A 23382-nucleotide genomic window follows, 5' to 3' on the forward strand; every position below is an offset into this window, starting at 1 on the left:
ATGATAGAGACATCTTAAAAACGAGGTGAGCGTTATGCAGAATGCAATTGAGGTTAATAACTTAGCAAAAATGTATGGAGAAACACAGTCTCTTAAGCACGTATCCTTTGAAGTGAAACAGGGAGAGATTTTTGGTTACTTAGGTCCAAGTGGCTCGGGTAAAACGACAACGTTGAAAATTCTCACAGGTCAGCTTATCCAAACAAAAGGAGATGTAACCGTGCTCGGTGCAACTGATCAAAAGCTTCGCTCGGCATCGTTCTTAAAGGAAATTGGCGTCATGACGGATAACAGTGGCCTCTATGAGCGCTTGACCATTCAAGAAAATTTACAGCTATTCGCTACATTATATGAAGTGAAGCAGGCGAAAGCACGTATCTCGGAAGTGTTAACGATAGTTGGACTTGAACAGGAGCACAAAAAAGCGATTAAGAGCTTGTCAAAAGGGATGAGACAGCGAGTCATTTTAGCAAGAACGCTTTTACACAAACCGACCCTACTATTTTTAGATGAACCAACAGCGGCATTAGACCCTGCTAGTAAACAGCATATTCATGACGGGCTTCGAGAGTTAAATAAACAGGGAACCACGATCTTTTTAACGACTCACGACATGCAGGAGGCGCAGGATCTCTGTGATCGCACAGCGATCTTGCATGAAGGAGCAATCGTAGAGCTTGGGAACCCAAAGGATATTTGCCGTAAATATGCGGACAATGTGATCGAAATAGAGCTTAAAGATGGAACGATAAAGCAACTTCCTTTATCAGCTGACAGTGCACAAGAGGTCTATCAGGTATTGTCAGAAGGTAAAGTAGAAGCTATTTCATCTATTGAGCCGTCGCTTGGGGAAGTCTTTATTAAACTTACAGGGAGGAAGCTAGCATGACACTATCAATGAAACGAATCTATGCTATTTTTCAAAAGGATGTAAAAGATGTTTTTAAAAATATGTTTGTCTTATCGACGCTTTTCATGCCGATTATACTAGCAGTATTTTACTCGAGTGCCGACATCATTTCCCAGGAAATATCGCTCTTACTCATTAATCTAACATTTGTCGCAGTAGCGACATTCATACAAGCTGCAATTATTGCCGAAGAGAAGGAGAAAAGCACCCTACGTGGGCTTATGATGTCTCCCGCCTCTGTTGGAGATATTTTAATTGGTAAAAGTATTGTCTCGGTTGTGTTGACTGTTATTACGCTTTTACTTATTTCCTGGATCAGTGGCTTTGAATTGGGAAATACCGTCTACACGATCACAGGCTTAATAGTTGCACTGGCTATTTACATTGTTATTGGCACATTGCTTGGTCTATTGTCCCGATCTGTCATGGAGGCATCGGTTATTTCTTTACCTTTAATCTTGATTCTTGGAATGGGTAGCATGTTCGTTGCTATGTTTGATGATATTCCATTTATTGACATTATTATGTATTTACCAAACTTCCAGCTTGATAAAATTGTGATGGAGGCGAGCATGCAAGCTTCTCTCATCAACGTCGCTTGGTTAGTGGTGCTAACGGCGGCTACCGTTATTGTCTATCAAAAGCGCACGATCGATTAAGTGCATGTTGATCATTATTTACAGAAACTTCATCCTTGTTTCCACCAAATCATGTAAAATAGAAGAAAAAGGGTGGTGAGAGGTGTGAATACAAAAATTTATGCACACCGAGGTTTTTCTGCAAAATATCCTGAGAATACAATGATTGCGTTCCGCAAAGCGCAAGAGGCGCACGTCGATGGAATTGAGCTTGATATTCAGCTAACGCAGGACGAGAAGCTGATCGTGATGCACGATGAGACGTTAGATCGTACGACAAACGGGAATGGACTTATTCGTCACACTAACTCAAGCCTCATTAGGCAACTCTCTGCCGGGGCCTGGTTTGACCAGGACTTTGTTAGCGAGCAGGTGCCGTTTTTAGAGGAAGTGCTCGACTGGATAAAGGACACGGATATTGAGTTAAATATAGAGATCAAAGGCGATCCAAGAGATAGGGAGAAGGCTGTCAGTCAGCTTTTGGCTCTTTTAAACAGCTTCGATTTGAAGGATCAAGTTGTTGTCTCCTCCTTCGACCATATGGCGTTAAAGCTTTTACGTGAGGCGGATTTAAACGTCGAGATCGCAGCACTAACACTCGGCATGCTCGCTGACACCTCTCAGTATTTAGCCACGCATCAGTTTGAGGGAATTCACTGTCATTATTCAGGTGTGACGGAGGAGGATGTACAATTCTTACACGAACGCAAACAGGCAATTCGCCTTTATACCGTCAACGATCAGGACATCCTACTGTCACTCTGCGATATAGGAGCAGATGCCGTCATGACAGATGACCCATTGCTTGCACTATTTGCTCGCAATCATTCACAGAAAAAATAAAGGAAAAGGCCCTCCACAGAAATTGCAGTGGAGGGTTTTTTGGTGTGTGGTAAATATCTTTTTGATGGGAGAATGTATGACCAGGTGGGAAGTTATCACAAAAGCTGGAGCAGTTATCACAAAACCAGCTTCAGCACGCCTACATAGTAATTTAAAATTCAATCGTTCAAAAGTACATCTACTATTTGTAAAAAATATAACAATCCATTCATAAACTTAACCTTCAATGCAAGAATTTTACACTATTTCAACCATCCAACTAAATTCCTTTAACATTTCACGTGTAGGATGAGAAATGGAATGAGAGGGAGGGATTCAACATGAGTATTACCTTAAAGCATATGTCAAAAAGCTTTGACCATGAAACGTTTGCGGTAAGAGAGACATCTGTTTCTATCCAAGAAGGAGAATTTTTTGTGCTCGTAGGTCCGTCAGGCTGTGGCAAAAGCACAATGCTTCGAATGATTGCAGGACTTGAATCTATTACTGCTGGAGAGATATACATAAACGGCACGTTGGCAAATGACATGCCGCCAAATAAACGGCAAATATCAATGGTGTTCCAAAACTACGCGTTATACCCGCATTTAACGGTGGAGGAAAACATTCTTTTCGGCCTAAAAGTAAGAAAGATCCCAAAGAAAGAACAGAAGAAGCGTTGTCTGGAAGCGTGTGACATGCTTGGCATGACGGAGTACCTGAAGCGAAAGCCGAGAGAACTGTCTGGGGGACAACGTCAACGCGTTGCACTAGCGAGAGCGGTCGTGAGTCAAATGCCGATCTGCTTAATGGATGAGCCACTATCAAACTTAGATGCAAAACTTAGAGGGCAGATGCGCACAGAAATTAGACAGCTCCAACAAAAGCTAGGAATCACGATGATTTACGTGACGCACGATCAGGTTGAGGCAATGACAATGGCGGATCGCATGATGGTACTCAAAAAAGGCGAGGTACAACAAATCGGGAAGCCGTTAGATATTTATAACAACCCTGCCAATGCGTTCGTTGCAACCTTTATTGGGGCACCGCCGATGAATGTTTCCAATGTGACCACAAAGGATGGCTTTACCCTTCCGCTCACAAAGGACATAACGTTAACAAGCACAGTTAACCTTGGCGAGCACAAGGAAATTCTCGTCGGACTCAGACCGGAGCACATCCAGTTAGAACAAACGGCTACTAGTATCGCGATTCCAGCAGTTACAAAAAACGTAGAAATTCTCGGAAACGAGACGGTGATGACGTGTCTCGTTGGGGATCACGAATGGAAAGCAAAAGTGCCAGGGCAGTGGAACTATAGCGAACAAGAGAACATTACCATCTATGTAGATCCTGCGAACATCACTCTATTTGATGCATTAGCATCGGAAGAGCGAATCGAATGTGATTTATTTGCGAAGGAGATGGCTGTAGTCCATGGAGGTAGTGGACGATGAAGGAAACAGGGACAATGCATCGTTCAAAAACAGTAGCAGAGACGATTAAACAGTACCGCGTACCCTCTACGCGCACCTTTTGGCAAAAGACAGCTAACTATCGCACCGCGGCACTTTACTTACTGCCATCACTACTACTGTTTTCCGTATTTATGTTTTATCCGATGATTTACTCCTTATACTTAAGCTTTTTCTTTACAGATGCACAAGGTAGCGCAACAACATTTGTTGGATTTGAGAACTATCTTTATTTGTTTCAACAGGCTTCGTTTCGCAATAGTTTACTTGTGACATTGCTTTTTGTCGCTTACACCGTTCCAGCAAGCGTCATACTAGCTCTTTTCTTAGCGCTTATTGCTAACGAAAAGCTGCGTGGTATAGGGTTTTTCCGAACAATTTTTGCTTCTACGTTAGGGATGAGTGTAGCGGCATCTGCAGTCATATGGCTATTCATGTTTCATCCCACGACAGGAATCTTAAACGCCGCATTAGGCTTAATCGGGATCCCAGCCGTATCGTGGCTAACGAACTCAACGATGGCACTTATCTCCGTGTCGATCACAACAATTTGGATGAACACAGGATTCTCATTCTTAATCCTATTAGGCGGACTACAAAATATCGACGAACACTTATACGAAAGTGCGCGAATTGATGGCGCAGGCTATTTTTATCAGCTACGACGCATTACCGTACCAATGCTGTCGCCGACGTTATTTTTTATCATCACCATCACATTTATTAACTCATTCCAGTCGTTCGGACAAGTAGACATCCTGACAGGTGGTGGACCTGCTGAGGCTACAAATCTCATCATCTACTCGATCTACCGAGAAGCGTTTATCTACTATCAGTTCGGACCAGCGAGTGCGCAGGCTATTCTACTCTTTTTGGCCGTCTTAGTCATCACCCTGCTCCAATTTAAATTCGGCGAAAAGAAGGTGCACTACCAATGATGCGCAAATCGATCATGTACACCTTACTGACACTTGCTGCAATCGTCATGTTCTTTCCGATTTTCTATGCGATTTCCGTTAGCTTTATGTCGACGAGTGACATCGCCGAACGGCGCGTCCTTCCTTCGGCTGTGACGCTTGAGAATTACCGTAATGTCATGACGAGCGTTCCGATCCTTCATTATTTGAGAAACAGCTTTGTCGTTGCCTCCATTACGACGCTCGGCATGCTAGTCGTGAGTGCGCTTGCCGCTTTCATCTTTGCGTTCGTTCCTTTTAGAGGACGTCAGGCAGTATTTTTACTGTTCATTTCCACGTTATTAATTCCATGGGAAGCAACGATGATTCCGAACTTTTTTACAATCCAATCATTAGGCTGGATGAATAATTACTTAGCTATGACAGTTCCGTTTTTCGCATTAGCCTTTGGTACCTTTTTATTACGCCAACACTTTAAGACGGTGCCACTTGAGCTGTATGAAGCGGCGCAGGTGGAAGGGCTGTCGAAGTTTCAATTTTTCTATAAAGTGGTCGTTCCCTATGCTAAAACGAGCTTTGTAACACTCGGGATTTATGGCTTTTTAACAACGTGGAATATGTATTTATGGCCACTGTTAGTGACAACAAATGATAGCGTCAGAACCGTTCAAATTGGGCTTCGACGTCTTCAGGCAGATGAGGTTGCAACAAACTGGGGGCTCGTGATGGCCGGAGCCGTGCTCGTTATTTTACCAACCCTTCTCTTACTTGCAGTTGGTCAAAAGCAACTGCAAAAAGGACTTACGAAGGGTGCTATAAAGTAAGTGGTAAAAATCAAACACACACATAAAAAGGATGGGATAACTGTGAAAAAGATTGCGATGTTAGGTGTACCAATGCTACTTTTAGCTGCATGTGGCAACAATGATCAAAACGAAGATACAAGTGCAAATGCTTCTGAACCAGCAAATTCGAACGAGCAAGCTGCATCAAACAGTGGATCCGATGACCGTGTAGAAATCGAGTTTTGGCACGGAATGGGAGGCGGACTTGGTGAGACATTAGAAGAGCTAGTTGCCTCTTATAACGACTCTCAGGATAGTTACGTGATTACTCCGGAATATCAAGGGTCTTACGAGGAACTATTAACGCAATTCCGTACAGTAGGCGGGACAGAAACTGCTCCTGCACTCGTCCAAATGTTTGAAGTTGGGACTAAATATATGATCGACAGTGGCTTTATTACACCTGTTCAAGAATGGATCGATAAAGACGGCTATGACGTGACTCAGCTAGAAGAGAACATCCTAAGCTACTACACGGTAAACGATCAGCTTTACTCGATGCCATTTAACTCGTCTACTCCTGCTCTTTTCTTCAATGAAGAAAAATTTGTAGAAGCTGGACTTGATCCAGAGAACCCTCCCCGCACATTTTCTGAAATAAAAGAAGCGGCTGAGCTCCTTACAACGGATGATACGTATGGATTCTCCATGCTTGGTCACGGCTGGTTTTTTGAACAAATGATTGCGACACAAGGTGTGGACTACGTTGATCAGGAGAATGGACGAGCGGCAGATGCAACAGAGGCAACGTTTGGCGGCGAAGAAGGTCTACGTGTGTACGAATGGTTAGACGAGATGAATCAGGCTGGAACGTTTAACTACTTTGGACGTGACTGGGATGACTTGCGCGCGGCGTTCCAAAACGGTGATGTAGCGATGTACATGGACTCGTCTGCAGGTACGAAGGATTCCGTTAACAATGCGTCATTCGATGTAGGCGTATCCTTTATCCCGCACGCTGATGAGATCGATCCAAACGGCGTTGTCATCGGTGGAGCTTCTGTATGGATGGGAAGCGGAATTAGCGAAGAAGAACAAGCTGCCGCGTTCGACTTTATGAAGTGGTTTAACTTACCGGAAGTACAAGCAGAATGGCATGTAAATACGGGGTACTTTGCGACTCACCCAGCAGCTTATGACGAAGATATCGTAGCGACTGAACACGAAGAAACTCCTCAGCTACGTGTACCAATTGATCAGCTACAAGCAACTGTACCAGGTACAGCAACTCAAGGCGCACTTATTACCGTGTTCCCTGAGTCACGTGAGCAAGTCGTTACATCGCTTGAAGCGTTGTATCAAGGCACATCTCCTGAGGATGCACTCTCACAAGCAATCGAGGGTACAAACCGTGCGATTGAAGTATCTAATCGTGCTAATCAGTAACTAATTACGTTGATAAGCCACGACCTTTGAGGTCGTGGCTTTGTGCGTTAATGATAGGCGTGAGGTTATGACAAAATGGGCGGAGGTTATGACAAAGTGCCCAGAGGTTATGACAAAACTGGAGTAGGTTATGACAAAATGACAGCGAATCAATACAGGCTGATAGATAACAACGATAGAAAGTACTTGGTAGCACGTGCCCTTATTCAACTAAATACTTTTAGACAGAGTTTTACCTTAGATTAAATCTGATAAGCTTCTCATGATGCTTGTGAGATGAATACTTCTGAACTTAGTAGTAGAGTAAATAACCTAATTTATTCCCTTTTTTGCACAACTTCCATTTGTTTTTGCACAACCTAGCGGCATTTTTGCACCACCCAGGCTAAATTTAGCACACCGAGCTGTCGCTTCAGCACGACGCCGCCGCAATTCAGCACAACCTCTCGGAACCGCACAAAATCCCCACCTCCCACCCTGGTAAACTACTCTTGTTGTCTATACCACATAAATCGCTTATACTCTAACAAAAGGGAGGTGCTAGGATGATTGATAAACAATCCCCAATTCCGATGTATTACCAACTAGAGCAACTTATTCGTGAGGAAATAAGCACAGGTAAACGAGAGCTTGGTACGGCGATTCCGTCGGAACGGGAGCTTTCCGATAAATATGGAGTTTCACGCATGACAGTTAGACAGGCTGTTAACAATCTCGTAGCGGAAGGTCTGCTAACAAGAAAAAAAGGACGTGGCACCTTCGTAGAAGCACCGAAAGTGGAAATGCCTCTTATGAAGCTGACCAGCTTTTCTGAAGATATGAGACAGAGAGGAATGGAGCCTGGGGCGGAGGTTGTCTCCTTTGAGTCGATTCACATCGGTCCAAAGGAAGCGGAGGCACTTCACGTAGAGGAAGGGACGGAAGGATATCAGCTGGCACGGGTGCGCACCGCGGACGGAGAACCGATGGCGTATGAGGTGGTTACGGTGGTGAAAGAGATGTTCCCGCAGCTTGAATATGCAGATCACGGAGGATCCTTTTATGCGCATGCCGAAGAGCAGGGAATTCAAATTACAGGTGCCTATCAAACGCTAGAGCCAGTGCTTGTGCCTAAAAAAGTGGCGCAACTGTTGACCATTAAAAAAGGCGATCCTACGTTGCTCTTAACGAGAGTTAGTTACGTTGGTCAAAACAAACCGTTTGAACATGTGAAATCGTATTATCGTGGTGATCGCTATACGTTTACAACAGAAATGCAGAGGTAAGGAAACGCAACGCAAATTTAAGGGATTAAGCATACTTCACCCCCAATTAGGGAATACGACCTAAAGAGTTTAGAAGGGGGGAACCGGCATGGACATACGAGTGAACGTCTTATTAGGAATCATTACGGGACTTATTTGGTCCTTCGTTGCACCAGTATCAATCGTAGAAATCTCGTTAGGGCTCGCCTTCTTAGTCCTCGTTCCATTACTACTCAACTTAGTTATTCCAGGGGAACCTGTGACAGCAGTGGAGCGATACATAGATATTCTTTGTAAGAATTCATTTCCTTTTGCTATCTTTGCACTCATTGCCATTACAGTTGATAGTGCAGCAATGTCAATTGGGTTTGGACTAGTATGGTTTGCTTACACGTTTGCGATCGGACTAGGAGGAGGCTACAGGCTTTTAAAACGTGGGCTTTTTCCTGCGGAAGAAACAATCATGGATGTTGGTATCATGTTTTTATCCGTCGGTGGGGTTTGGCTTGTCCTCTCGGAAGGTGGCATTCATCAACTCCTGCCATATGATGAGCTGACCATGTCATTAACAGCCGTTCACTATCATTATTCAGCTGTTGTTATTCCAATTTTAACTGGCGCCTTCGGACGTCTTTTAGTTAGAGAAAAAAGGGTAACAGGCTCGCCATATCGCTATTTAGCAATAGGTACAGCGATTGGATCGCCACTAATTGCGTTAGGTGTTATTCAGGGACCGCCGTTAGAGTTTGTTTATGTCTCTATTTACGCGGTGTTCTTAACGTGGCTTTCTGTCTGGTGGCTCATTATCTTACCTCGAATTGGGACGCTTCAAAAAGTAATGATCACAATTGCCAGTCTGTCCCTTCTCGTTTCCACGGCAACAACGTTTTTATATGCCCTTGGAGTCACTATTGGAACAACCATCATAAGCTACGAAGACATGTTTCAGTGGCACGGAGCAGTCAATGCACTTGGCTTTTCGTTCTTTGGGGCTCTCGTTTGGAATTCGATAGGGCCACTTAAAAAGCGCGAGCTTCCACAAGAGTAATGAATGGACTTTTTCGTTAAATCAAGTACGATAAAGGTAACGATAATTTGTACATTCAGGGGTGTAGCATCATGACAAAACGAATCATTATCGGCATGTCAGGGTCAACTGGTCCAATCTATGGGATTCGCTTATTAGAAGAGCTTAGTAAGCTCGATGTCGAAACGCATCTCATTATGAGCGATTGGTCCGAGAAGACGATTAAAATTGAGACGGATTATAAAGTCGAGGATGTGAAAAAGCTTGCGACGCACATTCACCCTCCTCAAAATCAGGCAGCGATCATTTCAAGCGGATCGTTCCAAACGGACGCCATGATTATTGTTCCGTGCAGTATGAAGACACTCAGCGCAGTTGCGCACGGATACGCGGATAACTTGATCTCCCGCGCTGCGGACGTGATTTTAAAGGAGCGTCGCCGACTGATCATGGTCCCAAGAGAGACCCCTTTAAATGATATCCATTTAGAAAATATGTTAAAGCTCTCTCGTATGGGTGTGATCATGGCGCCACCAATGCCCGCTTTTTATAATAATCCGGAGACAATTGAAGATATGGTGGATAATACAGTCTCTCGCTTACTTGACCATCTACAAATTGATCATCAGTTAACAAAACGGTGGCTTGAGAAATAAAAGCCACCTGTTTGTTAAAAAGAAATGAATACGCTACCAAATTGACTAGGAGGATGAAAAATGACGACAGTCAAAGATACGCAGCGAACGATTAGACTTATTATGGAGCAACTACATGAGGATGCCTCGTTTTTACCCGATGAAACGGGCGAGGCAAGGAAGCGTCTTTTCCACTCTGGAATGGAGATATTAACGACTCCTGACAAAGTCATTAAAAGTTACATACGTGTCTCAAGGGACAATCAGGAAATTGAGCGGATCCCAGCTTATCGGATTCAGCATAACAATATTGCGGGCTTTTACAAGGGGGGTATTCGCTATAGCGAGATGGTCCACGAGGCTGAGGTAGAGAACCTCGCCGTCCTTATGACGTTAAAAAATGCTTTGCACGAGTTGCCTTACGGTGGTGCGAAGGGTGGCGTTGAGGTTACCCCAAGCAAGTATTCAAAAAGAGAATTGAATCTTATCGCCAAGAAGTATGTCCAGCGATTTGCGCGCGATATTGGGCCGACGCATGATATTCCGGCGCCTGATATGGGGACGGACGAGCAGACGATGGATTGGATGGTTGGGGAGTTTAAGACGATTCATCCTGGTCAAAATTACTTGGGTGCTTTCACGGGTAAGAGTGTGGAGAATGGCGGTGCGGCCGGTCGTCGCGAGTCGACGGGCCGAGGCGTGTATCGGAGCTATTTATGGCTTGTGCACCAATGGGCGCGTGCGGCGACTCCAGAGAGTGTAGCTGGTGGGGTGTATCAAACCCAGCTCGAGACGTTACGTACTCTCTTACAGAAAAACGAGCAGGGCAAGGCCATTGATGTTGCAGTTCAAGGGTTTGGTAACGTAGGGGCTGTGGCAGCGGAGATGGCGGATACGTGTGATCATTTGCATCATCATGTGGTCGCTGTGAGTGACCATCAAGTTATGCTACATCATAGTAGTGGACTGGACATTAAGGCATTGGCAGCGTTCCAACTGCGTCATCGCAGACTGCCGACAACGCAGGAGGAGCTGGAGTCGATCCATGTCACGGCAGAAATTCGTGATCCGGGCGAGCTTGTTACGATGGATGTTGATGTGCTAATTTTAGCTGCAATTGAGGATCAGATTCACGAGGGCAATATGAAGGACGTAAAGGCGCGGGTCCTCGTGGAGGGTGCGAACGCACCGATAGATGCTGTTGCGGATGGTTATTTGCACGACGATGGTCGCGTGGTCATTCCTGATATATTGGCGAACGCTGGTGGGGTAATGGTCTCTTACGTTGAGTGGAAGCAGGATCGTGTGACACAGGTGTACAGTGAACAAGAAGTTATCTCTGATATGTATGCGCAGATGGAAGCAAGTTGCGAAAAGGTGTTTAGTCTCTACTTTAGTAAAGGCTTGCCGTCGATCCGAAACGCCTGCTACAATCATGCGCTTCGTCGTTTATTCTTATTATTATATCGTCATGGAAAGCTTTATTAAGAGAGTATGTACAGAGTCGAGGCTTAGGTAGGCGTTTAGGTGCGCCTATGGCTGCCTCGGCTTTTTTGTGTGTTGGCGTCAGTGATAAATCCATGCATAAGTAAGCTTTATTCTCATACGGTGGAAAGTGAGGGGTGAATACGTATGGATTGGGATAATTACTGTGCGCAGGTGAGTGTTTGGTTAGAGGACTTACCCGTTCGATCAAGTGACTTAAGATCGTTAGTGGAGCAAACAAAGGAGGCGGCATTACGGAAAGAAGCTACTTTACCGGAGCTAGTTGATGAGGTGGCGGCAATGGTTGGTGGGCAAAGAAGCGTGCCGATTGGTGGTCATAGGCTTCCACCACTTCCTTATGCATACGATGCTTTGGAGCCTGTCATTTCTGAAGAAATCATGCGATTGCATCATAATATTCACCATCAAAGCTACGTAGATGGCTTAAACAAAGCTGAGAAGGAACTGCAACGAGCTCGGGAATCAAGGAACTATGATTTATTGCGGTATTGGGAGCGGGAGGCTGCTTTTCATGGCGCCGGTCACTACTTACACACAATGTTTTGGAATAATTTACGACCAGCTGGAACGTCTACGATACCGAGTGCGTTACGCAGTCAGATCATTCGTGACTTTGGAAGTGTAGAGGCATTCAAGGAACACTTATTAGAGGCGGCTAAAAAGGTACAAGGCTCGGGCTGGGCGCTACTAGTATGGGCACCTCGAGCGGGGCGCCTCGAAATTTTACAGGCTGAGCTTCACCACTTGCTTAGCCAACAGGACATGATTCCTCTTTTAGGGATTGACGTGTGGGAGCACGCGTATTATTTGCAGTACAAAACCGATAGGAATCAGTATGTAGACAATATCTGGACGATCATCGATTGGGACGATGTGGCGGAGAGATTTGAGCAGGCGAGGCAAGTGCAGTGGGAGCCTTTTTAAAGAGGCCTGTGACTTGTAAGCTTTAGACTTAGGGAAGCGGGAGTCCATAAAAGGGGGATTCCTGTTTTTTGTTTTAGTAGGGGTCTATACTAGTTAGGGGAGAGTTAAAGGTGTCCTGCAAACGACTCCCTCATGGACGATAATATATTAACCAAACACAAATAGCGTGGTGCTCTTCTTGAGCAACCCCTCTTACCAGATGAAACATTCTCACAGATGTTTCGTAAACACAAGAAGGAGGCGATAGGATGGAGCCGGTTTTACGGGTAGAAGGCATTGGAAAGACATTTAAGGACACGAGAGTGCTATCAAACATAGCATTTGATGTACATAAAGGTGAAATCATGGCCATTTTAGGACCGAACGGCGCGGGGAAGTCGACGACAATCCGTAATATCATGGGAATTATGTATCCGGATGAAGGTCAAATTGTCTTCCCAGGCTATGAGGGGAAGGCACTACCTCGTCATCGAATTGGCTATTTGCCGGAGGAGCGTGGGCTGTATAAGGGTGTCAGCGTACTCGACATTATTTTGTACTTTGCGGAGCTTAAGGACTATCCGATTAAGAAGGCAAAGGAGCGTGCGCTTTCTTATTTAGAAAAATTTGACCTAAAGGGAAAAGAGAAAAGTAAGGTTGAGGAGCTTTCAAAAGGAATGGCGCAAAAAGTCCAGTTTATTGCGTCCGTCATTCATGAGCCGGAGCTACTTATTTTAGATGAGCCCTTCTCTGGATTAGATCCAGTTAGTCAGGATTTGTTTAAGAAAGAGATACGTGAGCTTGCCAATAAAGGAACAGCTATTTTGCTTTCGTCCCATCAAATGAATTTGGTCGAAGAGATGTGTGATCGTCTCTTTATGATTTATAAGGGGGAGCGGATTATTTATGGCAAAATTCAAGATGTTAAAGAGCAATATGCAAACTATAAGTGCACGTTGGTTGGATCGAACGAAGAGGCGAGTTTACAGGCGCTCCCTTCTGTGACGCGAGTGGAGAGTAGTGGCGATAAAGCGATCGTATATCTTGATCATGAGGTAGAGCCTGCAGTGTGGCTACGCTCGTTACCAGAGACTGTTGATATTCGTGAGCTGTCAATAGCACGAGTCTCGCTTCACGAAATATTTATCGATGTAGCGCAAGGCAAAAAGCAGGGAGGAACTGTTCATGCGTAATTCATTAAAGGTAGCAAAGTGGGAGCTAAAGCGAAATTTAAAGAATAAATCCTTTTTAATTTCGCTGTTTTTAACGCCTGCTTTATTTGCCGTTTTCTTCTTTGTTGGATTTTTATTTTCTTCAGGAGACTCGATGCCGGGAGATCCGTTTGACCAAGAGATAACGTTATATATTCAAGACGATGTAGGAATAGAAGAAGAGTTAAGTGAACAACTCTCTGATGACCCATCTTTAACCTACGAATTTGGTACATATGAGGAAGAATCGATTCGTGGCGAAGAGTTATCCGTGTTTCTCCCTATAACGGAGGAAGGGGTGGCGCAAGGATCAATCACCTACTATGCAACACCAGATGTATCAAACTTTAGCTTTTTGCAGCCAGTTGAACAGGTGATGAAGCAGGAGCAGCTTGAACAATTTGACTTAGCAACGGAAGAAATAGAAATTGCGGCATCTCCGATTGCATTTGAAGGTGTTCCAGTGGAAGAGGAAATTGCTGAAGGGGAAGAGGCTGCAGAATTTGATATCTTTACAAGACTTATCCCTGGAGGCTTTGCTGCGTTAATCCTCTTTTCTGTCATTATTACAGGAATGATGATCTTCCAAAGTGCCTCGCAGGAAAAGAAGGAGAAGGTGGCGGAGATGGTGCTATCCTCTGTGACGCCGACGGAGCTAATGCAAGGTAAAATTATTGGCTACTTTGGCTTAGGAATGGTGCAGGTTAGTGTGTGGTTTACGATTATTCTACCGCTGTTAACGCTGCGTACGGACATCCCGATTTTTAGCTATTTATTTGTGCCTCAGACGATCGTGCTGGTGTTGATCGCTATTTTAGGATACTTGATGTTCGCATCGATTTATGTCGCGATTGGAGCAACGATCGAGGATACAACAGCATCAAGCAACTTCCAGGGATTACTGTTTATCATCCCGTGGATCCCGTTTATGCTAGCAGGACCAATTCTTACGAATCCATCAGGAACAATTGCGCAAGTAGCAACCTTCATTCCACTAACTGCACCAGGTGTACTCCTATTTAGACTCTCGTTTTTAGAGGAGTGGCCGTGGATTGAAATTATCGGTGCCATTGCCGTGCTTGCGGTTGCCATTGTGCTATTCATGAAGCTCGCGGGTAAAATATTTAAGACAGGTATTTTATTGTACGGTAAAAATGCTTCAGTTAAAGAAATTTTGAAGTGGTTGCGTTATTAAGAGAGAGGGCCTCTGTGTTGGAAGAGGCCCTCTTTGGCTTTGAATAAATTTTATTAACATGCATGTACGATCTATTTCGCATGCTCGGAATCGTCATCAGGCTGAATGAATTCGATTTTATTGCCGTCAGGGTCGTGTGTCCACATCTGCCAATTCTTGCCGATACCTCTTTTTGGCGCAACGTCGATAGGGATGTCTTTCTCTGCGAGCGTCGCCGCAACATACTGTATGTCATCGACTAAAAGACAAATGTGATGGAAGCCCTGTGACTTCGCTGGATCCCCTGGTGTAAGGTGTGCGTCGGTGGTTTGCTGTTGGTTAGATGTGCTTGTAGGATGGAACAGCTCAATGTACTGCTTTGGCGCTATTTTGACGTATTCGATCCATGGTTCTCCCTGCTCATTTTTTACGCTAAATGCATGCGCCAAGCCTAGAGCGTCACAGTAAAATTGTAGCGATCGATCCATGTTTGTCGCGGTAAAGGCCGTGTGTGCGTGTCCAATTATCATGCTCGTTCATCCTTCCTTGTTTGGTGAAAATAGGGTGACGGTGCTACTGACGCTGTTTTTCTTTTTCCACTTTCGGGTATAGCTAAACGTGAAAGCTATACGAAAGGGTGGATTACAATGGGGAAATTTAAACGTATTTTTGCTATTGTTCAATTAGTTTTAGTAGGTTGGAAACTAATCCAACGTTTACGCAGAAGATAAATGTGGAAAAGATAGACATATTTACAGATGAAAGGATGATTAGCACGCTATGAGTAAAATTGCTTGTGTCATGACAGACTTATTTGAAGATGTAGAGTACACGTCTCCGTTAGAGGAGCTCCAAAACGGTGGACACGAAGTAGTCGTTATCGGATTCGAAAAGGGTAAAGAAATCACAGGCAAGCAGGGCGAAACAACTGTGACAACGGATGTTTCGATCGCTGACGTAAAGCCAAATGATTTTGATGCACTATTTATTCCAGGCGGCTTTTCACCAGACTTATTAAGAGGCGACGATCGTTTTGTAGAATTCGCAAAGTACTTCGTCTTAACGGACAAGCCAATTCTAACTATTTGCCACGGACCACAATTACTTATTACTGCGGATGTTTTACATGGCCGTAAGGTAACTGGATTTAAGTCCATTCAAACGGATCTTCGTCACGCTGGAGCTAACTTCTTCGACGAAGAAGTCGTCGTATGCGGTAACATTGTAACAAGTCGCACACCTGACGACCTACCAGCATTCAATAAGACAATCACAAAAGTATTATCCAAATACACGTCCTAATTATGAGGATAACTTAAAACACGCCTATTGGCGTGTTTTTTTGTGCGGATTTAAGATGAGGATGCGGTTATCCGTAAAAGTGTTGAAGTTATCCGAGAATGCGGTGCAGTTATCCGTTAAAGTCGTAAGGTTTACCGTTTGCTTGCTAACGTTATCTGCTTGAGGGGATAGGTTATCCGTTCGCATTGAAAGGTTATCCGGAAACGGGCTGAAGTAATCCGTAAAAGTGATGCGCTTATACGGAAATGCTCATTAGTTATCCGAAAAAACATGGGAAGCTACCAGTTGCTACTTCCACGTGGGGTCCGAAATGTGGCAGTTGGGCAATATAATTTTTGTAACAGTTTGTCTATGGAAAGTAGTTACTCGTTTTCTCTCACGAGCATCGTCAGGAAATCTGTCACATCGTGCTTGACACTCATCCATGTTTCTATAAGAATAGAGGAGGATTAAAGATGCGTGTAAACAGATGGTAGAAAGAAGGATAATGTGATGTTTGAGGTGCTTAACGTAATTGGTACGATTGCATTCGCGCTCAGTGGCGTTCTGGTGGCGATGGAGGAACGATACGACTTAATGGGCGTTTATATATTAGGATTTATAACGGCGTTTGGTGGGGGAGCTGTGCGTAATTTGCTCATAGGCCTGCCGGTATCAGCGCTATGGGATCAGGGGCCGCTATTTACAGTTGCTTTTGTGGTGATGTCGATTGCATTTGTCTTTCCAAAAATACTTCGATGGACGTTACTGCGACGAGGGATCTTCTTTGATGCGATCGGACTTGGTGCATTCTCTGTGCAGGGGGCGTTGTTTGCACAGTCGATGGGACTGCCGCTTAGCGCTTGTATTGCGGCTGCGGCATTAACTGGGACGGGTGGCGGGATGATCCGTGACGTTCTGGCAGGGCGGAAGCCGTTGTTTCTTCAGAAAGAGATTTATATCGCATGGACCCTCATTCCAGGAGTCATCGTAGGGCTTGGTATCTTAACGGGGCCAGCGGAGCTCCTTGCGATTGTTATCTTAGTTGTTGTGCTCCGGCTGTGCAGCGTGTATTACAACTGGAGATTGCCGAATCGGGCTGTTTAGATCAGTTATTCGGAGATGCATAATATTGGTTGTAGAGGCTAGGACGAGGGAATTATCTGTCCTAGCCCTTTTGCGTGGAGGTGCACTTAGTGGTGGGCTAGTTTTACATGGTATTTTGGTTGCTGAAGTGGTGATGTGCATTCCGGTATCCGCGACGTGCATTTACCTCATGCTGGTGTGCATTTAAGGTCGCGCAGTCTGCAATTCACCCTTGTTCGTGTGCATTAATTTTGATGATGTGCATTCCGGTATCCGCGACGTGCATTTACCTCATGCTGGTGTGCATTTAAGGTCGCGCAGTCTGCAATTCACCCTTGTTCGTGTGCATTAATTTTGGCGATGTGCATTCCGGTGTCCGCGGCGTGCATTTACCTCATGCTGGTGTGCATTTAAGGTCGCGCAGTCTGCAATTCACCCTTGTTCGTGTGCATTAATTTTGATGATGTGCATTCCGGTGACCGCGACGTGCATTTCCCCTATGCCAGTGTGCATTCTATGACGTGCTGTCTGCATTTACCCCTTTCCTGTGTGCATTAATTTTACGATGTGCATTTCGTGGGCCGCGATGTGTATTTACCTCATGCTGGTGTGCATTAAAAGACGCGTAGTCTGCATTTCCCCCTTGGTCGTCTGCATTTCCATGTCCGGTCCTTCCCACCATCACCATCCCACCCATCATAAAGAAAAGCCCTCCAGCGCTGGAGGGCTTTTCGTGTATCTATATGTTTTATTAAAAGTCTAGTCCGTCTGGTGCGTTTTGCACGACTACGACGATTTTACCTTGGTCTAGGTGGTCTTCTAATTCTTCTGCTTTTTCTACTGTAAATCCTAGCTCTTGGAATTGAGCGCGTAACTCATCGCCTTTTTTACGGAAAAGGTTTTTAGCAGCTGTACCTAAGCCTTGCTCAGATACTCCGACAGTATTGGCATCTGCATTGTCTGCAACGCGATCTGTGCGATCATCATCGTGTGTAACGACATAGATGTCATCTTCAGAAATACCCTTCGCTTTCATTGCGTCGATTGCCGCAACAGCTTGCTCATCATTTGTAAACTCTTTGTAAAGTGGATTCATTATTAATCATTCCTCCAAAATAGTAGTTTTTTTTGTGGTCTTTCAAAACGTTAATGATTTGAAAGAAAGTGATAAGTTGGATATCCATAACTGCCACACCTATCTATTTACCGATATTGAGGAATGCTAAACATTTTTCTATTTTGTTTTTTCAGGAAGTGTATCAATGAGCATCTCAGCAGCCTTACGATATAAATTACTTTGGTGGACAAAACTCAAAATAAGTAACACTTGCTGTACATAAGGATCGAGGTGCGCTAGCTGCTCCTCAAGCTCACGAGCGTGCTCCGTCATATCCTCTTTTACATGCTCCGCATTTCGCTTTGCAATATCTAAATAATCCTTATAAAACGAGGAGATCGTCTCTTTCTTTGCATTACCAGTTAAATGAACATGTGTGAGCGTACGCTCAATATCCTTAAGCGCAAGCGTCCCCTTAAGCTCATAAATAAGACCAATAATCATAATGTGTTCGCGCGTATAACGCTTATTTTTTATGGGGAAAATAAGGTCTCCCTTCGCATAGTTATTGATCATCGTTTTAGTAATTATCTTCTCTTTTTCATCACGCTTCAGGTTGTGGAACGCTAAGTCAAATAGCTGAATAACCTGATCCATATACAGATCAAGCTCCGGGATCTTCTCCATCTCAATGTGTTCGTCCACAGGCAAATTTTGCACATATTTCGTCAAAGACATACGTATGTCCCCCTCTTCACTAATTATTCACTATTTTAACACACAGATCACTTGACTAGCATATATTACATGTATATCATTATAAGTAGTTATTAAAACTACATTATAACGTTTCTATTAATGAGGAGGATATAGATGAGCACTCACATGTTTTCAAAAGAAGAAGAAATTTTGAACTCGGCCATCCATGGAGTAGGGGTCCTATTTAGTATTGTTGCGGTTATTCTATTACCAATATATGCGGCGGCACAAGGCACAACCTGGCACGTCGTAAGCTTTACGATCTTTGCTGTGTCGATGCTCCTCCTATATCTCTCCTCGACGCTCCTCCATGCATTGCCGCAGGGACGTAGCAAGGATGTATTGGAAGTCATGGATCACGCATCCATCTACTTTTTTATCGCAGGGACCTACACACCATTCCTATTCATCGCCGTCCAAGGCTGGCTCGGATGGACCTTGTTTGGCATCGTCTGGGGATTCGCGATCATCGGCACCATACTTAAATGCTTTTTTGTAAAAAAATATATGTTCATCTCTACAATTGGTTACATCGTACTTGGTTGGCAGATTGTTTTCGCGTGGAACGCTATCTCCGCGGTGCTTCCTCCAAGTGGGATTACGTACCTAGTAGCAGGGGGAATTCTTTATACGTTTGGAGCCATATTCTATATGTGGAGAGGCTTTAAATATCACCACGCAGTCTGGCACCTTTTCGTATTAGCAGGAACGGTGACGCACTTTATCGCTGTACTTTCCTTACTGTCTGTCCAATAAATAAGAAAACCCCCTTTTGCCTCTTGGCAGAAGGGGGTTTTACTAGGTTGTTTTTGCTCCATCCCATTTATCTTTTAAAATGGCGTTAATTTCGCCTCCTAATAGGATGATGAGGGAGGTTAAATGGAACCAGACCATGAGAGCAATAACTGTTCCGATGGTTCCATACGTTGCCGAAAAGTTGGCGAAGCCTGTTAAGTAGTAAGAAAATAGCCACGATACAGCCTGCCAGCCAATAGTAGCAAAGATGGCACCTACATAAATTTCTTTAAAGCGAAGTCGGATGTTTGGTCCAATATAATAGAGAATTAAAAAGACAATAAAGATAATCGAGCTACTAAGTAGCCATCGTAGTATGTCGAAGTTAAATAAAATTAAGTTGAGATTAAAAAAGTCTCGAACGGCAGAGCCTACTACCTGAAAGAGAAGAGCCATGATAATAATAAAAAACATCCCAAAAGTGAGACCAAGAGCAATCAAACGGTCGACCACGAAGCCCCGATCTTCTGTCACGTCGTAGGCTAGGTTTAGTGATCGTAAGATTGAATTTAGCGCGAGCGAGGCGGTCCAAAGAGTAAAGAAGGCCCCTAACGAGAGGATGCCGGTGCGCTGGTTGTTGGTGATCACGTTCCACTGCGATTCGATGACCTGTAACACGCCGGCTGGCACATAGGTTGCGAGCAGGACATAGATATCCACGAAAGAAAACGGCAGAAACGAAAGCAGGCTGACACTAAATAGTAAAAAGGGAAAAATAGATAGCAGGAAAAAGTACGCGCACTGTGCTCCTAAATCAATTAAATTGTGTTGCATAAATCGTTTAGACAAAGATTTTACCATGATTGTTCACTCCTAATACGCGTATTATACGCCTCGAGCGATAAGTACGCTAGTTATATATCATGCGTTTTTAAGTAAGGGTGTATGTGGAAGGAAAATTGGTAAATCTATGAATTTTTGTTGCTTTATTTTGTCACGTGTAATAAAATACTTACATATGACAAACATACATTCAGGCGATCACTTATTAAAAGTTCTAGAAGCATTGTCTAATCCTTATCGACTTAAGATTATCGCTGTACTAAAGCAAGAAAAGCAATATGTGAGTCAGCTTGCAAGGGAATTAGGAATAAGTAGACCATTGCTTTATCTCCATCTGCAAAAATTAGAAGAGGTCGATCTTATTAAAGGCCATCACGAAATTTCGGATAGTGGAAAAGCAATGAAGTACTTTGAATTGAACTCCTTTCATATTGCGTTAAATGAAGACTTAATTGCTCATACAGCGGAGAGTTTAACGATGAAAAAGAAAAGAAAGGAGTAAGCTTTTAAATAAACTATATTAGGGGGAATTATAATGGTTTTTAACATGATATATCAGCTGCTTGCGTTGAGCGTTTTAATCATCCCTGTGGCAATTTTAATATATGTGTTAATCGTTGTTCGAAAGGTGAACAATCGCTCTGAGGAGAGATTGAGATTAGAAAAAGAAAACGATGCGCATAGACAACAGCAGGCGCAGGAGCTAAACGACATGAAAAAGCGATTAACACATATTGAGGATATGTTAAAAGAAGTGGACTAACGTGATGAAATGAACCATGGTGTGAAATGAATGAACCGTATGAGGGAAGAATGAACCGTATGAAAAGCTTCACGAACTACATAAAAGAAATCTATATTAAAAAAGGCACTAGGCTATGATTCGTAGCCTAGTGCCTTCTCTTATAAAACAATTCACATTTACGCTAAAACAGGTTGGCCGCACGTACCCGATCATCCTCGCACTGCAAGTTTTAGTCGTTTAAGCCCTTCTGCAACCGTATCCCTTGGACAAGCAATGTTCATTCGCATAAATCCAGATCCACCTTCACCAAAGGACTTTCCATCATTTAGGGCAAGTTTCCCCTTCTTAATAAGACGATCCATTATCTCTTCATCAGATAGACCGAGCTTACGGAAGTCGATCCACAGTAAATACGTTGCTTCTGGCAGCTCCATAGATAGCTCTGGTAGCTCTGCTCGAATGAAGGATTTAACAAGCTCAGCGTTACCGTGAAGGTAATCAAGAAGCTCGGTTAGCCACTCTTCTCCGTGTGAGTAGGCAGCCTCCATTGCAGCAATACCCGCTAAGTTTAATGTGAAGAAGCCTTGTGAGCGGTCGATTTTTTGTAGCTTCGAGCGTAGCTTCTTATTTGGAGTAATGATGGCCGATGCTTGCAAGCCGGCTAAATTAAACGTCTTACTCGGTGCGATCAGCGTAATCGTTTGATTCGCGATCTCCTGCGAGATAGACGCAACCGGAATTTGCTTATGTGGCTCAAATACTAAATCGCCATGGATCTCGTCAGAAACAAGGATGACATCGTATTGCACACAAAGTAACCCGATTCGATGTAGCTCCTCACGTGTCCAAACGCGTCCAACGGGGTTATGAGGGCTACAAAGTAAGAAGAGCTTGGCATCATTTTTAAAAGCTTCTTCCAGTGCTTCGAAGTCAATCGAATACTTCCCGTCTGCTTCATGTAAAGGAACATTGACGACATTGCGTCCGTTATCCTTTACCATCGAAAAGAACGGTGTATAAACTGGTGACTGTACAACCACATTTTCGCCAGGCTCAGTGAACGCTTGAATGGTCTTGCCGATAGATGGCACAACGCCAGAGCTGTAGGTAATCCATTCCGTCTCGATCTCGAAGTTTTGGCGGTTTTTGTACCAATCTTTGATAGCTTGATGAGTGCTATCTGGAATTTGTGTATAGCCGAACACGCCATGAGTGATACGCTCCTGCAGTGCCTCTATGACAGCAGTTGGAGGGCGGAAGTCCATATCTGCAACCCACATAGGCAGGAGCTCGGTGTCGGATTTGTATAAGGTTTTTACGGCATCCCATTTGACCGAATTTGTGTTTTTCCGTTCGATAAATTCTTGAAAGAAGTGCATGTTCGTCATCCTCTCCTAATCATATACGTTGTCAAGTTTATCAAAGGATGTGGGCGATGCCCAACCAATGTGCTTTTTGCATTATCTTGACGCTTCTTTTTTGGTACAATAGTCGTGGAGGAGGGGTCTTGTGAATAATGGTACATGGTTTTTAGAGTTTTTAAAGCTAGTCTTTCTTTTAACGGGACTACTTATTTTATATAGCATTGTGAATACATTCATGATTATGGCAGCAGGTGGGATGGACGCTATTGATGGCGCTGGCTTAGGGAGGTTATTCTTTATCCTTCAGGTGGCAGGACTTTTAAGCTTAACGACGGTATTATACCGCAATAAGCTACAACGCCGCGTGTTCCCGGATCAAAAGCCGTTAACGCAAGTATGGACAAAGAGGCTCATTGCCTTCGGTATCGCAGCTGTAGTAGCATCGTATCTCATACTTATCATTGTGATATTGTTTTAATATAGAGGGGGAGCAAGCATGAGAGTATTACAGGCAGTTTTAGCATTAGTGGGGCTAATCGTATTATTTATTGGGAACGCAAACGAACTACCTTGGCTCGTTTACGTAGGACTAGCATTTATCGTAGCTTCCTTTATTGTGCAGTTTAGAAGACTTCGCGCGGACAGAAAACTCGCAGGGAAGCAGCAAAATAAAGCTTAATCTGAATTGCGTCGAAGCTCCTTCTTGGGTGAAGGGGCTTTTTTGTATGCGTCGTGGCAATTTGGTTTGCATGGAGTGCGAACTACATGAAGTCCATAAGTTTTGGATGAGGCACATAAATTCAAAACGGGGAACAT

26 protein-coding genes are annotated in these 23382 nt (G+C 44.0%); 21 read left to right on the forward strand and 5 right to left on the reverse strand.

The genetic code is table 11. The features are described 5' to 3' along the window. Positions 1-34: 34 nt before the first annotated feature. From FLK61_RS03335 to FLK61_RS03400, 14 genes are all read left to right on the forward strand, one after another. Complete coding sequence (locus FLK61_RS03335; protein WP_176008118.1) at positions 35-889, forward strand: ABC transporter ATP-binding protein; 855 nt, start codon at positions 35-37, stop codon at positions 887-889. Continuing rightward, positions 886-1569, forward strand: a complete 684-nt coding sequence (locus FLK61_RS03340) for an ABC transporter permease (protein WP_176008119.1) — start codon at positions 886-888, stop codon at positions 1567-1569. The genes FLK61_RS03335 and FLK61_RS03340 overlap by 4 nt, the downstream gene beginning before the upstream one ends. An 84-nt stretch (positions 1570-1653) precedes the next feature. Next, positions 1654-2391, forward strand: coding sequence for a glycerophosphodiester phosphodiesterase (locus tag FLK61_RS03345; RefSeq protein WP_176008120.1), 738 nt, complete (start codon positions 1654-1656; stop codon positions 2389-2391). Positions 2392-2711: 320 nt separating this feature from the next. Continuing rightward, complete coding sequence (locus FLK61_RS03350) at positions 2712-3830, forward strand: ABC transporter ATP-binding protein (RefSeq protein WP_176008121.1); 1119 nt, start codon at positions 2712-2714, stop codon at positions 3828-3830. Positions 3831-3844: 14 nt separating this feature from the next. Further along, positions 3845-4786, forward strand: a complete 942-nt coding sequence (locus tag FLK61_RS03355) for a carbohydrate ABC transporter permease (RefSeq protein ID WP_176011120.1) — start codon at positions 3845-3847, stop codon at positions 4784-4786. Continuing rightward, a complete protein-coding gene (locus FLK61_RS03360; RefSeq protein WP_176008122.1) occupies positions 4783-5589 on the forward strand; it encodes a carbohydrate ABC transporter permease in 807 nt (268 codons plus the stop codon). Before FLK61_RS03355 ends, FLK61_RS03360 begins: the two co-directional genes overlap by 4 nt. Before the next feature lie 57 nt (positions 5590-5646). After that, positions 5647-6996, forward strand: coding sequence for an ABC transporter substrate-binding protein (locus FLK61_RS03365; RefSeq protein WP_176011121.1), 1350 nt, complete (start codon positions 5647-5649; stop codon positions 6994-6996). 545 nt (positions 6997-7541) lie between these two features. Further along, the gene (locus FLK61_RS03370) at positions 7542-8261 is read left to right on the forward strand and encodes a GntR family transcriptional regulator (protein ID WP_176008123.1); all 720 of its coding nucleotides are present in this window, start codon (positions 7542-7544) and stop codon (positions 8259-8261) included. An 88-nt stretch (positions 8262-8349) separates the two neighbouring features. Continuing rightward, positions 8350-9288, forward strand: coding sequence for a YndJ family transporter (locus FLK61_RS03375; protein ID WP_176008124.1), 939 nt, complete (start codon positions 8350-8352; stop codon positions 9286-9288). A 71-nt stretch (positions 9289-9359) separates the two neighbouring features. Continuing rightward, positions 9360-9923: a UbiX family flavin prenyltransferase gene (locus FLK61_RS03380; RefSeq protein WP_176008125.1), complete on the forward strand. Its 564-nt coding sequence runs from the start codon at positions 9360-9362 to the stop codon at positions 9921-9923. A 60-nt stretch (positions 9924-9983) separates the two neighbouring features. Continuing rightward, positions 9984-11390 carry a Glu/Leu/Phe/Val family dehydrogenase gene (locus tag FLK61_RS03385; RefSeq protein WP_176008126.1) on the forward strand — a complete coding sequence of 469 codons (1407 nt, stop codon included), beginning with the start codon at positions 9984-9986 and terminating at the stop codon, positions 11388-11390. Positions 11391-11534: 144 nt separating this feature from the next. Next, the gene (locus FLK61_RS03390) at positions 11535-12332 is read left to right on the forward strand and encodes a superoxide dismutase (RefSeq protein WP_176008127.1); all 798 of its coding nucleotides are present in this window, start codon (positions 11535-11537) and stop codon (positions 12330-12332) included. 248 nt (positions 12333-12580) lie between these two features. Beyond that, positions 12581-13504, forward strand: a complete 924-nt coding sequence (locus FLK61_RS03395) for an ABC transporter ATP-binding protein (protein WP_176008128.1) — start codon at positions 12581-12583, stop codon at positions 13502-13504. Further along, entirely contained in the window at positions 13497-14717 is a 1221-nt protein-coding gene (locus FLK61_RS03400; protein ID WP_176008129.1) for an ABC transporter permease, read from the forward strand. The genes FLK61_RS03395 and FLK61_RS03400 overlap by 8 nt, the downstream gene beginning before the upstream one ends. Positions 14718-14788: 71 nt before the next feature. Here the strand turns inward: FLK61_RS03400 and FLK61_RS03405 are convergent, their stop codons facing one another. Further along, on the reverse strand, positions 14789-15226 hold the full coding sequence (locus FLK61_RS03405) for a VOC family protein (protein WP_176008130.1): 438 nt from the start codon (positions 15224-15226) through the stop codon (positions 14789-14791). A 250-nt stretch (positions 15227-15476) separates the two neighbouring features. Here FLK61_RS03405 and FLK61_RS03410 point away from each other — a divergent pair, with 250 nt between their 5' ends. Together FLK61_RS03410 and FLK61_RS03415 are read left to right on the forward strand one after the other, a co-directional pair. After that, positions 15477-15998 (forward strand): type 1 glutamine amidotransferase domain-containing protein, encoded by a 522-nt coding sequence (locus FLK61_RS03410; RefSeq protein WP_176008131.1) that lies wholly within the window; start codon positions 15477-15479, stop codon positions 15996-15998. A gap of 489 nt (positions 15999-16487) precedes the next feature. Further along, complete coding sequence (locus FLK61_RS03415; protein ID WP_176008132.1) at positions 16488-17084, forward strand: trimeric intracellular cation channel family protein; 597 nt, start codon at positions 16488-16490, stop codon at positions 17082-17084. Between the two features lie 730 nt (positions 17085-17814). Here the strand turns inward: FLK61_RS03415 and FLK61_RS03420 are convergent. Both FLK61_RS03420 and FLK61_RS03425 read right to left on the reverse strand, forming a co-directional pair. After that, positions 17815-18159, reverse strand: a complete 345-nt coding sequence (locus FLK61_RS03420; RefSeq protein ID WP_176008133.1) for a YflT domain-containing protein — start codon at positions 18157-18159, stop codon at positions 17815-17817. Between the two features lie 138 nt (positions 18160-18297). After that, positions 18298-18858 carry a DUF1836 domain-containing protein gene (locus FLK61_RS03425; RefSeq protein ID WP_176008134.1) on the reverse strand — a complete coding sequence of 187 codons (561 nt, stop codon included), beginning with the start codon at positions 18856-18858 and terminating at the stop codon, positions 18298-18300. Positions 18859-18993: 135 nt separating this feature from the next. Between FLK61_RS03425 and trhA the strand changes: the two genes are divergently transcribed. After that, positions 18994-19635, forward strand: a complete 642-nt coding sequence (gene trhA, locus FLK61_RS03430) for a PAQR family membrane homeostasis protein TrhA (protein ID WP_176008135.1) — start codon at positions 18994-18996, stop codon at positions 19633-19635. Between the two features lie 42 nt (positions 19636-19677). Here the strand turns inward: trhA and FLK61_RS03435 are convergent, their stop codons facing one another. After that, positions 19678-20475, reverse strand: a complete 798-nt coding sequence (locus tag FLK61_RS03435) for a YihY/virulence factor BrkB family protein (protein ID WP_176008136.1) — start codon at positions 20473-20475, stop codon at positions 19678-19680. Positions 20476-20632: 157 nt separating this feature from the next. Between FLK61_RS03435 and FLK61_RS03440 the strand changes: the two genes are divergently transcribed. Then, on the forward strand, positions 20633-20959 hold the full coding sequence (locus FLK61_RS03440) for an ArsR/SmtB family transcription factor (protein WP_176008137.1): 327 nt from the start codon (positions 20633-20635) through the stop codon (positions 20957-20959). A gap of 33 nt (positions 20960-20992) precedes the next feature. After that, on the forward strand, positions 20993-21220 hold the full coding sequence (locus FLK61_RS03445; RefSeq protein ID WP_176008138.1) for a hypothetical protein: 228 nt from the start codon (positions 20993-20995) through the stop codon (positions 21218-21220). Positions 21221-21411: 191 nt separating this feature from the next. Here the strand turns inward: FLK61_RS03445 and FLK61_RS03450 are convergent, their stop codons facing one another. Next, a complete protein-coding gene (locus FLK61_RS03450; RefSeq protein WP_347338981.1) occupies positions 21412-22581 on the reverse strand; it encodes a MalY/PatB family protein in 1170 nt (389 codons plus the stop codon). Positions 22582-22711: 130 nt separating this feature from the next. On the opposite strand from FLK61_RS03450, the gene FLK61_RS03455 reads away from it, so the two are divergent. Both FLK61_RS03455 and FLK61_RS03460 read left to right on the forward strand, forming a co-directional pair. Continuing rightward, a complete protein-coding gene (locus FLK61_RS03455) occupies positions 22712-23044 on the forward strand; it encodes a hypothetical protein (RefSeq protein WP_176008140.1) in 333 nt (110 codons plus the stop codon). A gap of 18 nt (positions 23045-23062) precedes the next feature. Beyond that, positions 23063-23245 carry a hypothetical protein gene (locus FLK61_RS03460; RefSeq protein WP_176008141.1) on the forward strand — a complete coding sequence of 61 codons (183 nt, stop codon included), beginning with the start codon at positions 23063-23065 and terminating at the stop codon, positions 23243-23245. Positions 23246-23382 lie beyond the last annotated feature (137 nt).

Source organism: Paenalkalicoccus suaedae, from assembly GCF_006965545.2.
In the GTDB taxonomy this organism is placed as follows: Bacteria; Bacillota; Bacilli; order Bacillales; family Salisediminibacteriaceae; genus Paenalkalicoccus; species Paenalkalicoccus suaedae.